The organism is Streptomyces sp. NBC_00536, from assembly GCF_036346295.1.
GTDB lineage: Bacteria > Actinomycetota > Actinomycetes > Streptomycetales > Streptomycetaceae > Streptomyces.
The window spans coordinates 454552-470231 of sequence record NZ_CP107819.1 but is presented as its reverse complement, the minus strand read 5'-3'; the positions used below and the strand labels follow the sequence as shown (position 1 = coordinate 470231).

10 protein-coding genes are annotated in these 15680 nt (G+C 73.0%); 4 read left to right on the top strand and 6 right to left on the bottom strand.

Features of this window, described 5'->3' with window-relative positions:
- The first annotated feature begins 19 nt into the window (after positions 1-19).
- The 4 genes from OHS33_RS02070 (at position 20) to OHS33_RS02055 (ending at position 4329) form a co-directional block, all read left to right on the top strand.
- Complete coding sequence (locus tag OHS33_RS02070; protein ID WP_330328640.1) at positions 20-988, top strand: carbohydrate ABC transporter permease; 969 nt, start codon at positions 20-22, stop codon at positions 986-988.
- On the top strand, positions 981-1847 hold the full coding sequence (locus OHS33_RS02065; RefSeq protein WP_330328639.1) for a carbohydrate ABC transporter permease: 867 nt from the start codon (positions 981-983) through the stop codon (positions 1845-1847). Before OHS33_RS02070 ends, OHS33_RS02065 begins: the two co-directional genes overlap by 8 nt.
- Entirely contained in the window at positions 1844-3277 is a 1434-nt protein-coding gene (locus OHS33_RS02060; RefSeq protein ID WP_330328638.1) for a GH1 family beta-glucosidase, read from the top strand. The genes OHS33_RS02065 and OHS33_RS02060 overlap by 4 nt, the downstream gene beginning before the upstream one ends.
- A gap of 134 nt (positions 3278-3411) precedes the next feature.
- Positions 3412-4329 (top strand): NADP-dependent oxidoreductase, encoded by a 918-nt coding sequence (locus OHS33_RS02055; protein WP_330334868.1) that lies wholly within the window; start codon positions 3412-3414, stop codon positions 4327-4329.
- Positions 4330-4339: 10 nt separating this feature from the next.
- Here the strand turns inward: OHS33_RS02055 and OHS33_RS02050 are convergent, their stop codons facing one another.
- The 6 genes from OHS33_RS02050 to OHS33_RS02025 form a co-directional block, all read right to left on the bottom strand.
- A complete protein-coding gene (locus tag OHS33_RS02050; RefSeq protein WP_330328637.1) occupies positions 4340-5131 on the bottom strand; it encodes a bestrophin-like domain in 792 nt (263 codons plus the stop codon).
- A gap of 161 nt (positions 5132-5292) precedes the next feature.
- On the bottom strand, positions 5293-7023 hold the full coding sequence (locus OHS33_RS02045; protein ID WP_330328636.1) for a discoidin domain-containing protein: 1731 nt from the start codon (positions 7021-7023) through the stop codon (positions 5293-5295).
- 43 nt (positions 7024-7066) lie between these two features.
- Positions 7067-8143 (bottom strand): DUF1996 domain-containing protein, encoded by a 1077-nt coding sequence (locus tag OHS33_RS02040; RefSeq protein ID WP_330328635.1) that lies wholly within the window; start codon positions 8141-8143, stop codon positions 7067-7069.
- Between the two features lie 169 nt (positions 8144-8312).
- Entirely contained in the window at positions 8313-10472 is a 2160-nt protein-coding gene (locus tag OHS33_RS02035) for a discoidin domain-containing protein (protein ID WP_330328634.1), read from the bottom strand.
- Between the two features lie 379 nt (positions 10473-10851).
- On the bottom strand, positions 10852-13788 hold the full coding sequence (locus OHS33_RS02030; RefSeq protein WP_330328633.1) for a poly(A) polymerase: 2937 nt from the start codon (positions 13786-13788) through the stop codon (positions 10852-10854).
- Complete coding sequence (locus OHS33_RS02025) at positions 13788-15617, bottom strand: RNA ligase family protein (RefSeq protein ID WP_330328632.1); 1830 nt, start codon at positions 15615-15617, stop codon at positions 13788-13790. The genes OHS33_RS02030 and OHS33_RS02025 overlap by 1 nt, the downstream gene beginning before the upstream one ends.
- Between the last annotated feature and the right edge of the window lie 63 nt (positions 15618-15680).

The following is a 15680-nucleotide window of genomic DNA, read 5'->3' as shown; positions in this document are numbered from 1 at the left end:
TGACAGTGAGCCCCTCCCCATGACGTCCGCCACCGCGGGGCGGGTACGCCGCACCACCGCCCGAGTGCGCCGCACCGGACGGCTGCGCCGTACCGCCCTGCCCTACCTGCTGCTCCTGCCCGCCCTGCTGATGGAACTGCTCATCCACCTGATCCCCATGGTGATGGGCATCCTGATGAGCTTCCGGCAGCTGACCCAGTTCGTCATCCGGCACTGGTCGCGCGCACCCTGGACGGGCTTCGACAACTACTCCCTGGCCGTCGACGTCAACGCGCCCGTCGGCGCCGACCTGCTCCGATCGTTCCTCACCACCTGCCAGTTCACCCTCCTCTCGGTGGGCCTGTGCTGGCTCATCGGCACCTCGGCCGCCGTCTTCATGCAGGACACCTTCCGCGGCCGCGGCGTCCTGCGCGCACTGTTCCTCGTCCCGTACGCGCTCCCCGTCTACGCCGCCGTCATCACCTGGGGATTCATGTTCCAGCGGGACAACGGCCTGGTGAACCATGTCCTGCACGACCAGCTGGGCATGAGCGGCGAGCACACCTTCTGGCTACTCGGCGACAACAGCTTCTGGGCGCTGCTCATCGTGTCCGTCTGGAAGGGCTGGCCCTTCGCCTTCCTGATCGTGATGGCCGCCCTGCAGAACATCCCGAAGGAGCTGTACGAGGCCGCCGCCCTCGACGGCGCGGGGACCTGGCAGCAGATCCGCCGGATCACCCTGCCCTCCATCGGGCCCGTCAACCAGGTCCTGGTGCTGGTCCTGTTCCTGTGGACCTTCAACGACTTCAACACGCCGTTCGTGCTGTTCGGCAAGTCGGCCCCGCAGGCCGCCGACCTGATCTCCATTCACATCTACCAGGCCAGCTTCGTCACCTGGAACTTCGGCACCGGATCGGCGATGTCCGTCCTCCTGCTGCTCTTCCTGCTGCTGGTCACCGCCCTCTACCTGCTCGTCACCAGCCGCGGAAGGAGCAAGGCCGATGCCTGAGGCCCGGCGCAGGTCCCCGCTCGCCCCGGCCCGTTCCTTCCAGGTGGTCCGGGCGGTCTTCCTGACCCTGCTCACCGGCTTCGTCGTGCTGCCCGTCTACGTGATGATCACCAGCTCGCTCAAGCCGCTGAAGGACGTCGCCGGGGCCTTCCACTGGATCCCCAGCGGGCTCACCGTCCGCCCGTACGCCGACATCTGGCACACGGTGCCGCTGGCGAAGTACTTCGTGAACTCCCTGATCGTGGCGGGCTCGGCGACCGCCGCCTCCGTGGTCATCGCCGTCTTCGCGGCCTACGCCGTCAGCCGCTACCACTTCCGCGGCAAGCGCCTGTTCACGGTCACGGTGCTCTCCACCCAGATGTTCCCCGGCATCCTCTTCCTGCTGCCGCTCTTCCTCATCTTCGTGAACGTCGGCAACGCCACCGGGATCGCCCTCTACGGCTCCCGCGCCGGGCTGATCCTCGCCTACCTCACCTTCTCGCTCCCCTTCTCCATCTGGATGCTCATCGGCTACTTCGACTCGGTGCCCCGCGACCTCGACGAGGCCGCCACCGTCGACGGCTGCGGCCCGCTCGGCGCGCTCTTTCGCGTCGTCGTCCCGGCCGCGGTCCCGGGCATCGTCGCCGTCGCCGTGTACTCCTTCATGACCGCCTGGGGCGAGGTCCTCTTCGCCTCGGTCATGACCAACCAGCAGACCCGCACCCTGGCCGTCGGCCTGCAGGGCTACTCCACCCAGAACGACGTGTACTGGAACCAGATCATGGCCGCCTCACTGGTCGTCAGCGTCCCCGTCGTCGCCGGATTCCTGCTGCTCCAGCGCTATCTGGTGGCCGGACTCACCGCGGGAGCCGTCAAATGAGCGCCGCACCCCCGCCCACCGCACCCGGAAGGACCGTCGTGACCGAGCCCCGGCCCATCGACCTCGCCGCGCTGCCCCGCGACTTCGCCTGGGGCACCGCGACCTCCGCCTACCAGATCGAAGGCGCCGCCGACGAGGACGGCCGTACGCCGTCGATCTGGGACACCTTCTCGCACACCCCCGGCAACACCGCGGGAAACGACCACGGCGACACCGCCTGCGACCACTACCACCGCTGGCGGGGCGACATCGCGCTGATGCGCGCCCTGGGCACCAACGCCTACCGGTTCTCGGTGGCCTGGCCCCGGGTGGTCCCCGGCGGCGACGGCCCGGCCAACCCCAAGGGCCTCGACTTCTACGACCAGCTGACCGACGCACTGCTCGCCGCGGGCATCGAGCCCTGCGTCACCCTCTACCACTGGGACCTGCCGCAGACCCTCCAGGACCGCGGCGGCTGGCCCGAACGGGACACCGCCGAGCACTTCGCCGCCTACGCCGCCCAGGTGGCCGAACGGCTCGGTGACCGGGTCACCCAGTGGGCCACCCTCAACGAACCCCTGTGCTCCGCCTGGATCGGACACCTCGAAGGCACCATGGCCCCCGGCCTGACCGACCTGACCGTCGCCGTACGCACCTCCTACCACCTGCTCCTCGGGCACGGCCTGGCCACCCGGGCCATCCGCGCCGCCGCCCCGCACGCGCGGATCGGCATCGTCAACAACCTCTCCACCATCGCACCCGCCACCGACAGCGAAGCCGACCGCGCCGCCGCCCGGCGCATGGACGGACACGTCAACCGCTGGTGGCTCGACCCGGTCCACGGCCGCGGCTTCCCCGCCGACATGCGCGAGGTCTACGGCGTGGACCTGCCCGAACGCCCCGGCGACCCCGCCACCATCGCGGCGCCCCTGGACTGGCTCGGCCTGAACTACTACTTCCCGCAGTACGTCACCGACGACCCCGGCGGCCCGGCCCCGTACGCCCGCCAGATCGACCGCCCCGCCGTCCCGCGCACCGGCATGGACTGGGAGATCGACGCGGACGGGATCGAGACCCTGCTGATGCGGCTCACCGAGGAGTACGGCGCCCGCCGCCTCTACGTCACCGAGAACGGCTCCGCCTACCCCGACACCGTCGCCCCCGACGGGAGCGTCACGGACCCCGAGCGGACCGCCTACCTCGACTCCCACCTCGCGGCCTGCGCCCGCGCCGCCCGCCGCGGCGCCCCCCTGGCCGGCTACTACGCCTGGTCCCTGCTCGACAACTTCGAATGGGCCTACGGCTACGCCAAACGCTTCGGCCTCGTCCACGTCGACTTCGCCAGCCAGCTGCGCACCGTCAAGGCCAGCGGCCACCACTACGCCTCCGTCATCGAGGCCCACCGCGCCGCCCACCGCGCCGCCCACCGCGCCGCCCACGGCGCCGGCTGACCGGCCCGTGACACCGCGCCGTGCCCGCCCCGCCCCGGGGGACGGGCGCGGCGTTTCGTGGTGGGATGGGCCCGGGGGCGGTTCCACCAGCTCACGGAGAGGCGAGACGCATGTCCGAGGACAGCGAGGGCACCATGCTGGCGATGGCGTACGAGACGTACGGCGGGACGGAGGTGCTCGCCGAGACCCGGCTGCCGGTGCCCAAGGTGGGGCCCGGCGAAGTCCTGGTCCGGGTCAGGTGCGCCGCGGTCAACCCGGTCGACTGGAAGATCATGGCGGGCGGCCTCGACGGCCTCATGGACGTCGTCTACCCGGTGGTCCCCGGCTGGGACGTGGCCGGCACCGTCGAGGTCGTCGGCATCGACACCCCCGAGTTCACCGCGGGCGACGAGGTCATGGCGTACGCCCGCAAGGACTACGTGCACGGCGGGACCTTCGCCGAGTTCGTCACCGTGCCCGTCCGCGCCCTCGCGCACAAGCCCGCCGCCCTCGGCTGGGCCGAGGCCGCCGGACTCCCGCTGGCCGGGCTCACCGCGTACCAGCTGCTCACCCGGCTCGGCACCGGCAAGGACGACACCGTCCTCGTGCACGGCGCGGCGGGCGGCGTTGGCTCCTTCGGCGTCCAGATCGCCCGCGCCCTGGGCGCCCGTGTCATCGGCACGGCCTCGCCCCGCAACCACGACCGGCTGCGCGAGCTGGGCGCCGAACCCGTCGCCTACGGGGACGGCCTCGCCGAGCGGGTCCGCGCCCTGGCCCCGGACGGGGTCACCGTGGCCGCCGACTTCGTCGGCGGGGTCCTGGAGGTCACGGAGGCGGTCCTGGCCGACGGCGGCCGCCACGCCTCGATCGCCGACCCGTCCGTGCTGGGCGCCGGAGGCGAATGGATGTGGGTCCGCCCGGTCGGTACGGACCTCGCCGAACTGGCCCGTCTCGCCGAGGACGGGAAGCTCACCGTCACCGTCGCCGAAACCTTCCCGCTGTCCGAGCTGGCGGCCGCCTTCGCGCTCAGCCAGGACGGACACACCGCGGGCAAGATCGTCATCGAGGTCTGAGCCGCGGGGTTCAGACCTTGTTCCCGTCGGCCCCGCAGGGGAGCGAGACCTGGGCGTGCCCGGCCTGGAGATCGCGCAGCACCTGGTTCTCGACGGCCCGGACCGACGTGGGCGGCACGTTGATGAGCCAGCCGAACGGCCGGTCGACATCGCGGATGATGACCAGCGCGCCGCCCAGCAGGACGGTGATGACGACGAGGGCCGCGATGTGCCCGCGGTTGCTCCGGTGCGGCACCGCGATGCCCAGGGCGATCACCGTCACCGTGAGCACGGCGAGCAGGAACCAGAACATCGGCGCCGGGACGCTGGGGCTGGCCTGCGCCATCCGTTCCTCACGCGCGAGCGAGCGCTGGTCGTCGGCCGCGACGAGCATCCCGAAGGCCTGCTCGGTCCGCAACGCCTGGAACACCCGCCGGAAATCGCGGCTCCACTGGTCGGAGGCGTCCGAGGTCCGCACCTCGGCCATGGCGGGCCACTCGGCCGTCCGTACGGTACGGGCGTAGCAGACGGTGTCCTTGAGCAGCTCGGTCCGCTGCGGGTCGGGGGCGTAGGTGGCCATGGCGGCCAGATGGGCCAGCTCGTGGGCCTCACGACGGGCCGCGCTGTCCGCCATGCCGTACGAGGCCGAAGCGGTGACCAGGACGAAGGCCAGCAGCAGGATGGTCAGGGTCTGCATGGGGCCGATCAGCTCCTGCACCTTCATCCCCTGGTCCTGCGCGTCCACGAGCCGCGGGCGCAGGTACCGGTTCGCGGCGACCGAAGCCAGCAGCGCCGCGACGAGAACCACGATGATGACGATCACGACGGGCCCACCTCCTGGGCCGATCATCGCGACGCCCCTTCCCCCTTCGCCGCAGACCCGCCGCCCGCGCTGCCCGAACGGCCGAAGCCGCCGCGGACCCGACCGCGCGCCGCCCTGGCGGGGAAAGGGGGCGGCGCGCGGGGTTCAGGTGGCCGGGCCGGTCAGGAATACACGCCGAAGTGGAACAGCGAGTATCCGTAGCCGGTGCCCCGTTGGGTCATGTCCAGGCGTACGTACCGCCCCGAAGCCGCGATGTCGAAGTCGTCGACACCGCCGTCCCCGGTGGACGTGGCGTACGCCGTGCGCCAGTTCCGGCCGTCGTCGGAGACCTGGACGGTGTACGCCTTCCCGTACGCCGTCTCCCACACCAACTGCGCGTGCCTCAGCTGTTTCACCGCGCCCAGGTCCACCTGGAGCCACTGCGGATCGGCCCAACTGCTCGCCCACCGCGTGTCGTCGCGGCCGTCCGTGGCCAGCGCCGCGCCGCACGGGCAGCCGCCCCAGGTGTCCTTCTGGAAGGTGGAGGCGGTGGTCGGCCGGTTCAGCGCCACGTTCGTGCCGGACACCGGCGGCGGGACGACCTTCACCGAGCGCTGCTCCACGCCCACGTTGCCCCGGCCGTCCTTGACCTTCACGTACAGGATCCACACACCCGTCCTGGCCGGGGCCGTGGCCTTGACGGTGCCGTTGCCGAGGGCGCCCGAGGCCACCGAGAGCAGCCCGCCGCCCCCGTCGACGTACTTGCCGCCCCAGAGCACCTCGTACGACAGCGCGTCGCCCTCCGGGTCGGTCGCCGGAGCCTGGATGGTGATCTCTTTCCCGGCCGGAACCGCCGAGGCGTCGGCCACAGAGGGCACGGACACGGTCGGCGGCAGGTTGTCCCCGGCCGTGTTCCCGCCGTACATCCGCTTCACCGCGTAGTAGGCCTTGCGGCGCTCGCCCGCGGGGGTCAGGTTGAACCAGTGCCCGCCGAAGTCGTACTCGGTGCCGTAGTGGAACACGGTCGCGCCCAGCGCCACCCCCCGGTGGCCCGTGACGCAGTTCCACGCGTTGGTGTAGCCATCGGCCATGGCCTGGTCGCCGACCTGCCGCGGCACCCCGTTCGCGTCGTTCGGCACTTCCCATTCACCGGCCGGGCCGGTCTCGGTGACGATGTACGGCTTGGTGTAACCGCCCTGCTCCCAGGCCTGCTTGACCCCGCAGACCTCCTTGTAGGAGTTGACCGCGTACAGGTCGAGGTCGGGGGAGTTGCGTTTGTAGTACGTCCAGGCGCCGACCCACGCGTCGGTGGAGGTCACCGGGTGGTTGGCGTCGATCCGGTGGATGGCCTTCGCCACGTCGTTCACGAAGGTGGTGTAGGCACCCCGCTGGTTCTCCAGCTCGGTGCCCGCGTAGCAGTTCTGCAGGCCGAGCACCGATTCGTTGCCGACGTTCCACATCAGCACGCCCGGGTGGTCCTTGTAGGTCTGCACCCACCGGGTGAACTCGGCCAGCATGGTGCTCTTGTACGTCGTGTCCGTCACGTAGTCGGTGCAGCCGCCGCTGCCCGGGCCGCCGCCGGGCTGGAGCCAGAAGCCCGCGACGACCTTGATCCCGTTGGCCGCCGCCGCGTCGAACAGCGGACGGCTGCTCGCGTCGGTGCCCCAGGTGCGGATGGTGTTGGCGCCCAGCGATCTCACGTCGGGCAGCAGGCGCGCCGCGTCGGCCGGGGAAGGACCCCAGGTGACGCCCTTGACCTGGTACGGCGAACCGTCCACCTGGAGCTGCCAGTTGCCCTGGGAGCCGGTCACCTTGACCACGCTGCCCGCGGCGTGCGCGGGAAGGGCGGGCAAGGCGGTGACGGCTCCCGCGAGCACGGCTGCCGCGGTGAGGGTGCGCATGCGGGTGAGCATGCCGGAACCTCCTTGGAGGGGGTGGGGGGAGGGGAGTCGAGAGCTAGGGGAGGCGGTAGTCCGGGCCGAGTACGCCGCCGGCCTCGGGGTGGGTCTCGTCGTAGCCCCGGGCGTTGCACTGGAGGCCGCCCTTGACGCAGTGCTCGACCATGGCGTTCAGGGTGCGGTCGTCCCACGCGTTGAAGAAGTCGAAGTGGAAGGTGTGACCGGCCCCGCTGGAGAGCCTCACCTGCGACATGTCGCCGCTGACCGGGAAGGCCATCTTGAACTCGACCATCGGCAGTGCGACCGGGTGGTCGGCGGGGCAGACGTTGTCGTTGTTGCCGGGCTTTATCACCGGGTAGGCCATGTGCGCCTTGTGGTCCGGGGTGTCGAGGTACTTGCCGTCCCAGCAACTGGGAGCCTGCATGCGGATGTTGAGCTGGGTGCCCGCGGGGCAGTTCGCCGGGAACTCGACGTTCTTGAAGCTGTCGCCGCACTCCCAGCCCTCGACCCAGCCCTTGTGCGCCCGGAACTCGGCCGCCGTCTGGGCCGGGCTGCCGACGACGAACCGCAGGCCCTTGGGGAAGGGGCGCACGCTCGTGTAGTCGGTGACCCCCGTCTTGTAGTAGATCACCTGCGGGCCGGTGGGCAGGACCGGTTGGCTGCCGTTGTAGAGCGTCGGCATCCAGTACCCGGACAGGTCGCCGGGCGCGTTGCAGGCGGTGCCGCCGGCGCTCAGGGAGGCGGTGGTGCTGAAGGCGTTCGTCGTGGTGTTGCCGAGGAAGGTGTGGTCGTGCGAGGCGCCGGGGCGGCCCGCGAAGACGATCGGGTCGTCCGGGGCGGTCCTGCTGACCGCGCAGTTGGCCTGGAACTCGTGGAAGTACCGGTCCGGTGGGTTGTTCCAGGACGGGGTGACGCCCGTGACCTGCGGTACGGCGGGGATGTAGCCGTCACCGTCCGGGTCGTCGCCTCCGGCGAGCGGGGCCACCTGGGAGTGGTCCATGCCCAGGTGGACGGAGGTGCCCGGGTCGGGTGAGGCCTGTGCGGTCAGGGTGGTCAGGCCGAGACCGGCGGCGGCGGTCACGGCGCAGGCGACCCACACCAGTAAGGCGGACAGGGCCCGCGGGTGCAGTTTCATCGGTTCACAGCTCCTTGGAAGGGATGGAAGAGATGGGAGAGCGCTCTCTCGGATGGCCCGGAAAACGCGGGACGGCCACCGGGCCGCCCCGCGTCCCGCGGGAGTCAGGCGTGGATCAGGCGTGGATCAGGCGTGGAACAGGCGTGGAACAGGGGTGGATCAGGGGTGGTCAGGGGAACGAGACGACGGTGGACGGGGTGGTCGACGTACCCGACGTCGCGGCGCCCGTGTTGTTGATGACGTGCTCGTACTGCCCCTTGCCGCCGAGCGAGACCACGAGCAGGTCGTGGAACTTCACGCCGGGCTTCACCGGGACCTCGAACCCGTGGTCCTGACGGATCGTCGGGTCGACGTTGTAGTAGCAGTAGCTGCCCAGGCCCCAGCCCTCGTGCGTGGTCACCGAGTCCGCGACCTTGTACGCCGCGAAGCCCTTGACCGAACCGTTCTGCACGGCGGCCTGGTTGGGGGCGTCGTAGGCCTTCTCGTTCTGGAAGAAGATCGTGCGGCCGCGGTCGCCGTTCCACTCCACGTCGTACTTGTTGAAGTGCTCGACGAACAGGCCGGTCGCCAGCACGTCGTCACCGTTGACCCGGAAGCCGTAGTCGGAGCGGTTGGTCTCCCAGCCCACCCCGTCGCCGTGGTCGGCGCGCCAGATCCAGGTGTGGTCGACGATCGTGTCGTGGTTGTTGATGACCATCCCGGCCGTGGCCTTGCCCGCGCCCGCGCCGCCGACCCGGATGAAGACGTCCTGGACGGTGGTCGGGTTCGCCGCGTGGTCCGTGGTGGTGCCGGCCGGGCCGACCTCCAGCAGGCTCGGCGAGTTGACGGTGCCCGCGTCGATCAGGAAGCCCGCGAGCTTGACCCCGTCCACGTCGGCGACCCGCATCGGGGTCACGCCGTTGTCCGGGACGATGGTGGCGAGGCCGAGGCCCAGCACCACCGTGTCGGGGCGGTTGACCTGGATGGTCTGGTTCACGTGGTAGACGCCGGGGGTGAAGAGCAGGTGCAGGCCCTGGGCCAGCGCCTGGTTGATCGTCGCCGCGCTCGCGCCCGGCTTGACCACGTAGAACCGGCTCAGCGGGATCGAGGTCCCCTGCGGGGTGCCGTTGCCCCACGAAGTACCGCGCGCGTTCACGCGCTTGGCGGGGACGAACACCTTGTACTCGGACCCGTCCAGGTACAGGAAGGGCTTCTCCCGGGAGACGGGCGTGGTGTCGAGGGTGGTGTAGCGCGGGTCCGGGAAGCTCTGCGCGGGCGCGCCCTGGGTGCCGGAGAACACCTGGTTCCAGACCGCGTTGTTCCAGCCGCCGATCGAGCTGTCGCGGGTGTACCACTGCTGCTGCGAGTAGTTGCCGATCTGCCCGTCGATCTTCGAGTCGGCGATGTACCCGCCGGAGGCCCATCCGTAGCCGTTCGGGGCCAGGTTGAGGCCGCCCTTGACGTGCATCCGGCGGAACGGGGCCGCCTGGGAGACGGCCCAGCGGTCGGTGCCGCTGACCGGGTTCAGCGCGAGGTTCTCGGCCGAACGCCAGAAGTTCTGGGTGGCGTTGCCGCCGAACCAGCCCGCGTCGACGGTCACGTCACCGTTGATGGTGGTGTCGTCCGGGTTGAGGCCGAGGCCCGAGATCGAGGTGTAGAAGCCGATCTGGGCGTTGAGCCCGTTGTACGTGCCCGGCTTGAACAGGAACTGGTAGCGCCCGGAGCCGAATTGCGCCGACTCCTGCTGGGCGAAGACCTGGTCCAGCCGGGCCTGGATGTCCGGCGTCGACGGATCGAAGACGATCACGTTGGGGCCGAGGTCACCGCCGCCGGGCAGGGGATTGCCGGTGCCGCCCGTGGTTCCGTACACCTGGAACTCGAAGAGCGAGTAGCCGTAGCCGGTGGCGCGCTGGGTCCCGTAGACGCGGACGTAGCGGGCGGTGCCGGTGATGTCGTGGGTCTGGACCCCGCCGGTGCTCGCGGCCGTGGAGTACGCGGTGTTCCAGGTGGTGCCGTCGGTGGACAGCTCGACCCGGTAGGCCTTCCCGTACGCCGTCTCCCAGCGCAGGACCACCTGGCTGACCTCGGCCGGGGCGCCCAGGTCGACCTGTATCCACTGGGGGTCGGCGAACTGGCTCGACCAGCGGGTGGTGGTGTCGCCGTCGACGGCGGCGGAGGCCGGGGTGCCCGCGCCCTCGATGCTGGAGGCCGTCGCGGGCTTGCCCTGGGAGAGCAGCGTCGGAGCCGCCTGGGCCGCGGTCGCGGGGAGCAGCATGAGCAGGGCCGCGACCAGCGCGGCGGCGAGGGCCGCCGCGGTGAGCCGCGGCGGCCGATCGGAGAGCAGTCGCATGGGGGTACTCCTGACGTCGGGGATCCGGGGGGATCGAAGCGTGAGTGAACTGCCCCCGGGTGGGGCCGTCAAGAGGTTCAGCGTTCATGAACTGAAGATCCGCCGAAGCGTCAAAAGCGTGCCAGGCCTGTGAACTTGGGGTTTCTTCAATCCTTGTGAAAAGTGTTGACGAAAAAAGTCACCGGCGCTTGGCTGAGGATCCCAACGGCTCTCAACGGATCCCGGCGGATCCGTCCGGCCCTGCCCCGAGGAGACCCGGGAGGCCCGCTGTGTGCAGTGTGTTCGGGAAATGGCGGCACTGTCCCGTTTCCGTGGAACAGTGCCTTCGCTACTTGTCCGACCGGTGCCCGTGCCCGTGCCCGTGCCGGTGCCGACTCTGCTACGGGGCCGGGCTCGGTACGTCCCCGCCCGCCACCCAGGACACCTCCACGCCCGGCAGCCCCGCGGCCCACCGCCCGGCGATCACCGCGAGCCGCGCCGCGTCCGGCGGGGCCGCGCCCAGCCCGATCGCGTACCGGGTGCTCCCCGGCTCCGCGGCGAAGGGGCGCGGCCAGGCGTGCGCGTCCACCGCCCCCGCCTCCTCCAGCGCGGTGAGCAGCGCCCGCATCCGGCCGCGGACCCGGCCCGGCGCCGCCCCGGCCCGCGGAGCGCGCTCCGCGCGGACGGTGACCTGCGCCCAGGCCGCGTGCCGCCGGTGCAGCGGCGGCGGGCCGAGCAGGGCGGGCCAGGGCCCGACGCCGCTCCCGGTGATCTCCCAGCCCCGGTACAGCTCCCGCACCAGCAGGTCACGGAACCCCGCCCCCACCTGGGCCGTACACGTACGCACCGGCGCGGACGGGGTCAGCACCGTCACCGGCGCCTCCCCCGCGCGAAGCGCGTCCTCCCCGTCCCACAGGGCCACCGGCAGGCGCCAGTCCCAGGCCGCCCAGTGGCCGAAGAACTCCCGCAGCAGCGCGTCATGCGACAGCTCCGCCGCGCCCGCGCCGCCCACCGTGCGCGCGGCGAGCACCGACCAGGCCAGCCCGGGCAGCCCGCCGAACGGGGCGGAGTCCAGCCCCCGGGCCCGTGCCCATTCCTTGACCCGCCGGGCCAGCTCCGCGAACGCGGCGCGCCGCTCGGGCGCCACGGCCGCCCGTACCGCCTCGGCGTCGCTCACCGCGCTCAGCGCGAGCGCCGCACCCCCGCCCAGCTCGGTCCGCCGGGCCACCGCCTGCCCGGGATCGACCCCCGCGCTCGCCACGACGGCGAGGTCCACGTCCAACGCGCCGACCCGCAGCCGCAGTCCGGGGACCCGGGCGCCGCGCACCTCCCGGACCCGGACCGCCTCCGGGAGCGCGGCCACCACCCGCTCGCGCAGCCGCGCGGGGTCCACCGGTCCCGCCAGCGCCGCGACCAGGTCCAGGTCGGCCCCGGGCAGCGCGCACCCCATCCGGCGCGATCCGGCGACCTCCACGACCCCCTCGGGCAGCGCCCGCGCCAGCCGCCCGGTGACGGACCGCGCCAGGTCGTCCAGATCCCCGTCCGGCGGCCCCGGGGTGCCCTCCTCCCGGGCCTCCGGCAGCCACCGGACCTCGCCCGTCCCCAGCGCCACGGTGAACCGCACCCGCATCGGTTCCCCGCCGCGCCGGGACAGCACGGCGAGCGACCCGACCGGGGCCGGTTCCATGGCCTCCGGGGCCCCGGCGAGCGCGGCCGCGCACCGGGCCGCCGCGCGCTCGGGGTCCGTACTCCGGCCCAGTGTCAGGTGCGGGGTGAAGCCATCGGCGCGCCCCCGGCACCCGGGGAACCGGCGGACCAGCGCCGCCCGCAGCTCCTGCCACGGCGCCTCGCCGTCCGCCGCCGGGTCCAGCCACAGCGTCGCGTCCTCGCGGTGCCCGAAGGTGTGCACCCCGCCCGGCCGCGCCGTGAAGGCGGGCACCTCGGCGGCGGCCCCGGCCAGCAGCTCGGCGGCCCGCTCGAAGACGGACTCGGGTACGAACCCGAACAGCAGGTTCACGTGCGGCGGCCAGCGGTCCACCCGCGGGTCGAGGTTCCGGCGCAGCTCCTGGACGGCCGGCCACCACTCGCCGGGCGGGATCCAGGCCACGGCGGTGCGCGCCGTCGGTGCCAGGTCGAGGGCGTCCGGTCCGTCCGCCGCCTCCGGTACGTCGCTCAGGGCGGCCGCGGTCCCGGGCGCGCCGAGGTCCAGCTCCGCCTCCACCCCGAAGTGGTCCGATACGAACAGCCCGTCGGCGGTGGCGGGACGGTCCCCGATCAGCGCCGCCCGGGCCACCCGGGCCCGCCCCCGCAGCAGGATCCGGTCCAGCCGGGCGGCGCGCCCGGTCAGCGAGCCCACGGCGGCCAGCGGATTGACCGCCGGATCGAAGGTCGGGGTGGTGTCCCCCTCCCCGTGGACGTCGGCCCACGCGTCCCGCAGGCCCAGCACCGCGGCAGGACCCCCGGCGCCCCCGCGCCCGTCGTTGAAGTCGCCCATCAGCACGACCTCGCCGTCGATCCCGGCCAACCCATCGGTGAGCCGGGCCAGTTCGGCCGTCCGCCGCCCCGCGCCGTCCGCCGAGTGGTCGCTGCTGAGATGGGTGGCGGCCACCACGAGCGGACCCGCGGCCGTCTCCACCGTGAGGGCGGTGACCCCCTTGTGCGGCCCCAGGGCGTGAACTCCCGCCTCCCGCACGGGAAGCCGGCTGAGCAGCAGCAGTCCGGTGTCGGCCACGTCCCGGCCGCCCGGCGAGGTGCCCACCGTGTAGGAGGACCGTACCCAGGGCTCGGCGAGGATCAGGTCGAGCAGCGGCCGCTCGACCTCCTGGAGGGCGATCACGTCGGCGTCGGCCGCCGCCAGCCCGGCGAGCAGCAGCGGGCGCCGCCGCGCGGTCTCGATGAGCGGGCCGTCGTAGCGGTCCCACAGCGTGTTCCAGGTGAGCACGCGCACCACCGCCGCCGTCGCGGCCGTCGTGGGTACGGCGTGCGCGGGGCGCCCGGGGCGCGCGTCGTCCACGGCCGGGACCCAGCCCCGCGCCGGATCCCAGGAGTGCGCCGTGCGCGCCGTGAAGAACGGCGCGCGAAGCAGCCGGGGGGCGCGCGCCCGCCCGGCACCCGAGGACTCGACCCGGTCCACGCCGGTGGCCCGGTCCCACACCAGCTCGCCGTCCGCCTCGACGAACAGCACCCGGTGCCAGGGCACGTCACCGCCCGGCACGAACGAGGGCAGCGCGACGCGCTTGGGCGCGGCCCCGCGCTGGAGCAGCCCCAGCACGAACCGGGCCGGATCGAACCGGGGGTCCCAGCGGACCTGGTGGTACAGCTCTTCACTGGTCCGCATCACGCCGTCCCGCCCTCGTGGCCGCCCTGGTGGCCGTGGCCGGTGGCGTCGCACCGCAGGCCTCCCGCCGTGTCCTCGACCGTGCCGCCCGCCCCGATGTACCAGGTCCGGTGCGCCTGACCGGGATACGGCGGACTGTACCGGCGCAGCTGGGAGTCCAGCACGGCGTCCGGCACCGGGTGCGCGCGGGTGCCGTTGCGCCGCCGCAGCGTGTCCTCGTCGGCCAGTACGACGGCCTGCGTCACCAGCGCGTCACGCCGCTGGGCGACCGCCCCGACCAGGGCGCGCTGCGGGGCCACCAGCGAGGTGGCGTCCCACACCACCGTGCCCCCGGCCGCGAGCGCCGCGTCGAGCCGGTCCAGCCCCTCCCGCAGCACCTCGCCGTTGGCCCGCTGGTCCGCACGCGCGCCGCGCGCGGAGCGCAGGTCGTCCAGCGAGACGTACGCGTCCACCCCGGCCAGTGCCCGGCCGAAGGTGCTCTTCCCGCTGCCCGAGGGCCCGACCAGCTGGATCAGCCGCGGGAACTCCCCGCCGCGCCACCGCCAGGTCGCCGCCACCGCCTCCTCGACCCCGCCGACCCGGCCCTCGGCCCAGGCCCGGCGCGCCTGCGCCCAGCACCGGTCCGCGGCCTCCGTGCCGAGCCCGGCCAGCGCCTCCCGCAGCCCCGAACGCAGCGGGCCGTACGGCTCCGCGTCGAGCAGCCCCGCCTCCTCGGCGCACAGCGCGGACCACTCCACGCACTCGCGCGCCCCGGCCGCCTCCGCGTCGGCGCGGGCGCCCGCGACCGCCCCGGCCACCGCGTGCAGCACCCCGAGGTCGGCGGCGGCCGTCATCCCCGCCAGCCCGGCCCGGCGCTCCTCCTCGGGGAACGGCCGGTGCAGCCGCCCCTGGAGCCCGACGAGATCGGCCACCCGGCGCGCGAGCGGCAGCCCGAGCGCCCCCGCGAGCCGGGGCGCGAGGAGCCCGCGGTGCGCGCCGTGCAGTGCGGCGGCGAGCACCCCCGCGAGCCGGGCGTCCCCCGACCGCCCCAGCCCGTCGAGCCGGGCGACGGCATCGGCCACGGTCTCCGCGGTGGTCTCGGCGGCGGTCCGGGTCTCCGTGCCGTCCGTGCCCTCGGGGTCCGGCACACCGGCGGCGGACAGCACGGCCGGGACATCGGGCGCCGCGCCCGAGCGCACCGCCCACAGAGCGGCGGCCGGGCCGAGACCGTTCTCGACCACGGACGCGAACATCCAGTGGGTGCCGGTCTGCACATGACCCCCGCGCACCCATTTGGCCACGTGCCGCGCGAAGGCCGCACGGTCGAAGCCCGCCACGGAGCGCACGACGTACCCCTCGTGGCGGTTGGTGTCCAGCTTCAGCCTGCGCAGCGCGCGCTCGGCCTTGGCGTCCAGGACGCCCCGCCACAGCACGCGCGGAACCGGCACGCCCAGCCCGGTCAGGAACCGCACCGTCCGGTCCCAGTCGAGGCAGTGCTCGCCGTCCCAGACGGAGAAGCCGTAGAACCAGCTGTCGAGCGCGTCGTAGGCGAGGGAGTGGCGTGCGTAGAGGTTCTCGCCGCAGATCCGCCAACCGGCGGGAATCCCCGGGCCGATGCGTCCCTGGAGGGCCTTCACCCAGGCGCGCGAGGGATGGTGGGCGGAGTCCAGGGAGCGCGCGTGCAGGCCGTCGGCATAGAGGGTCGTGTTCTCGCCGTCCAGCTTCTCGGTCACCACGACCTCGCGCCCGGCGAGCCCCGGCAGCCCCGACAGGTCACCGGCGCGGATGTCGTCGGGCGTGGCCCCGGGGGACCACGGGACGTGCGGAGTGCGGGGATAGTGGGTGCGCATGATCCGCTCCGGTCGATGACGTGGTCACCGCCACTGTAGGAAGGCGCACCGGACGGATCTACC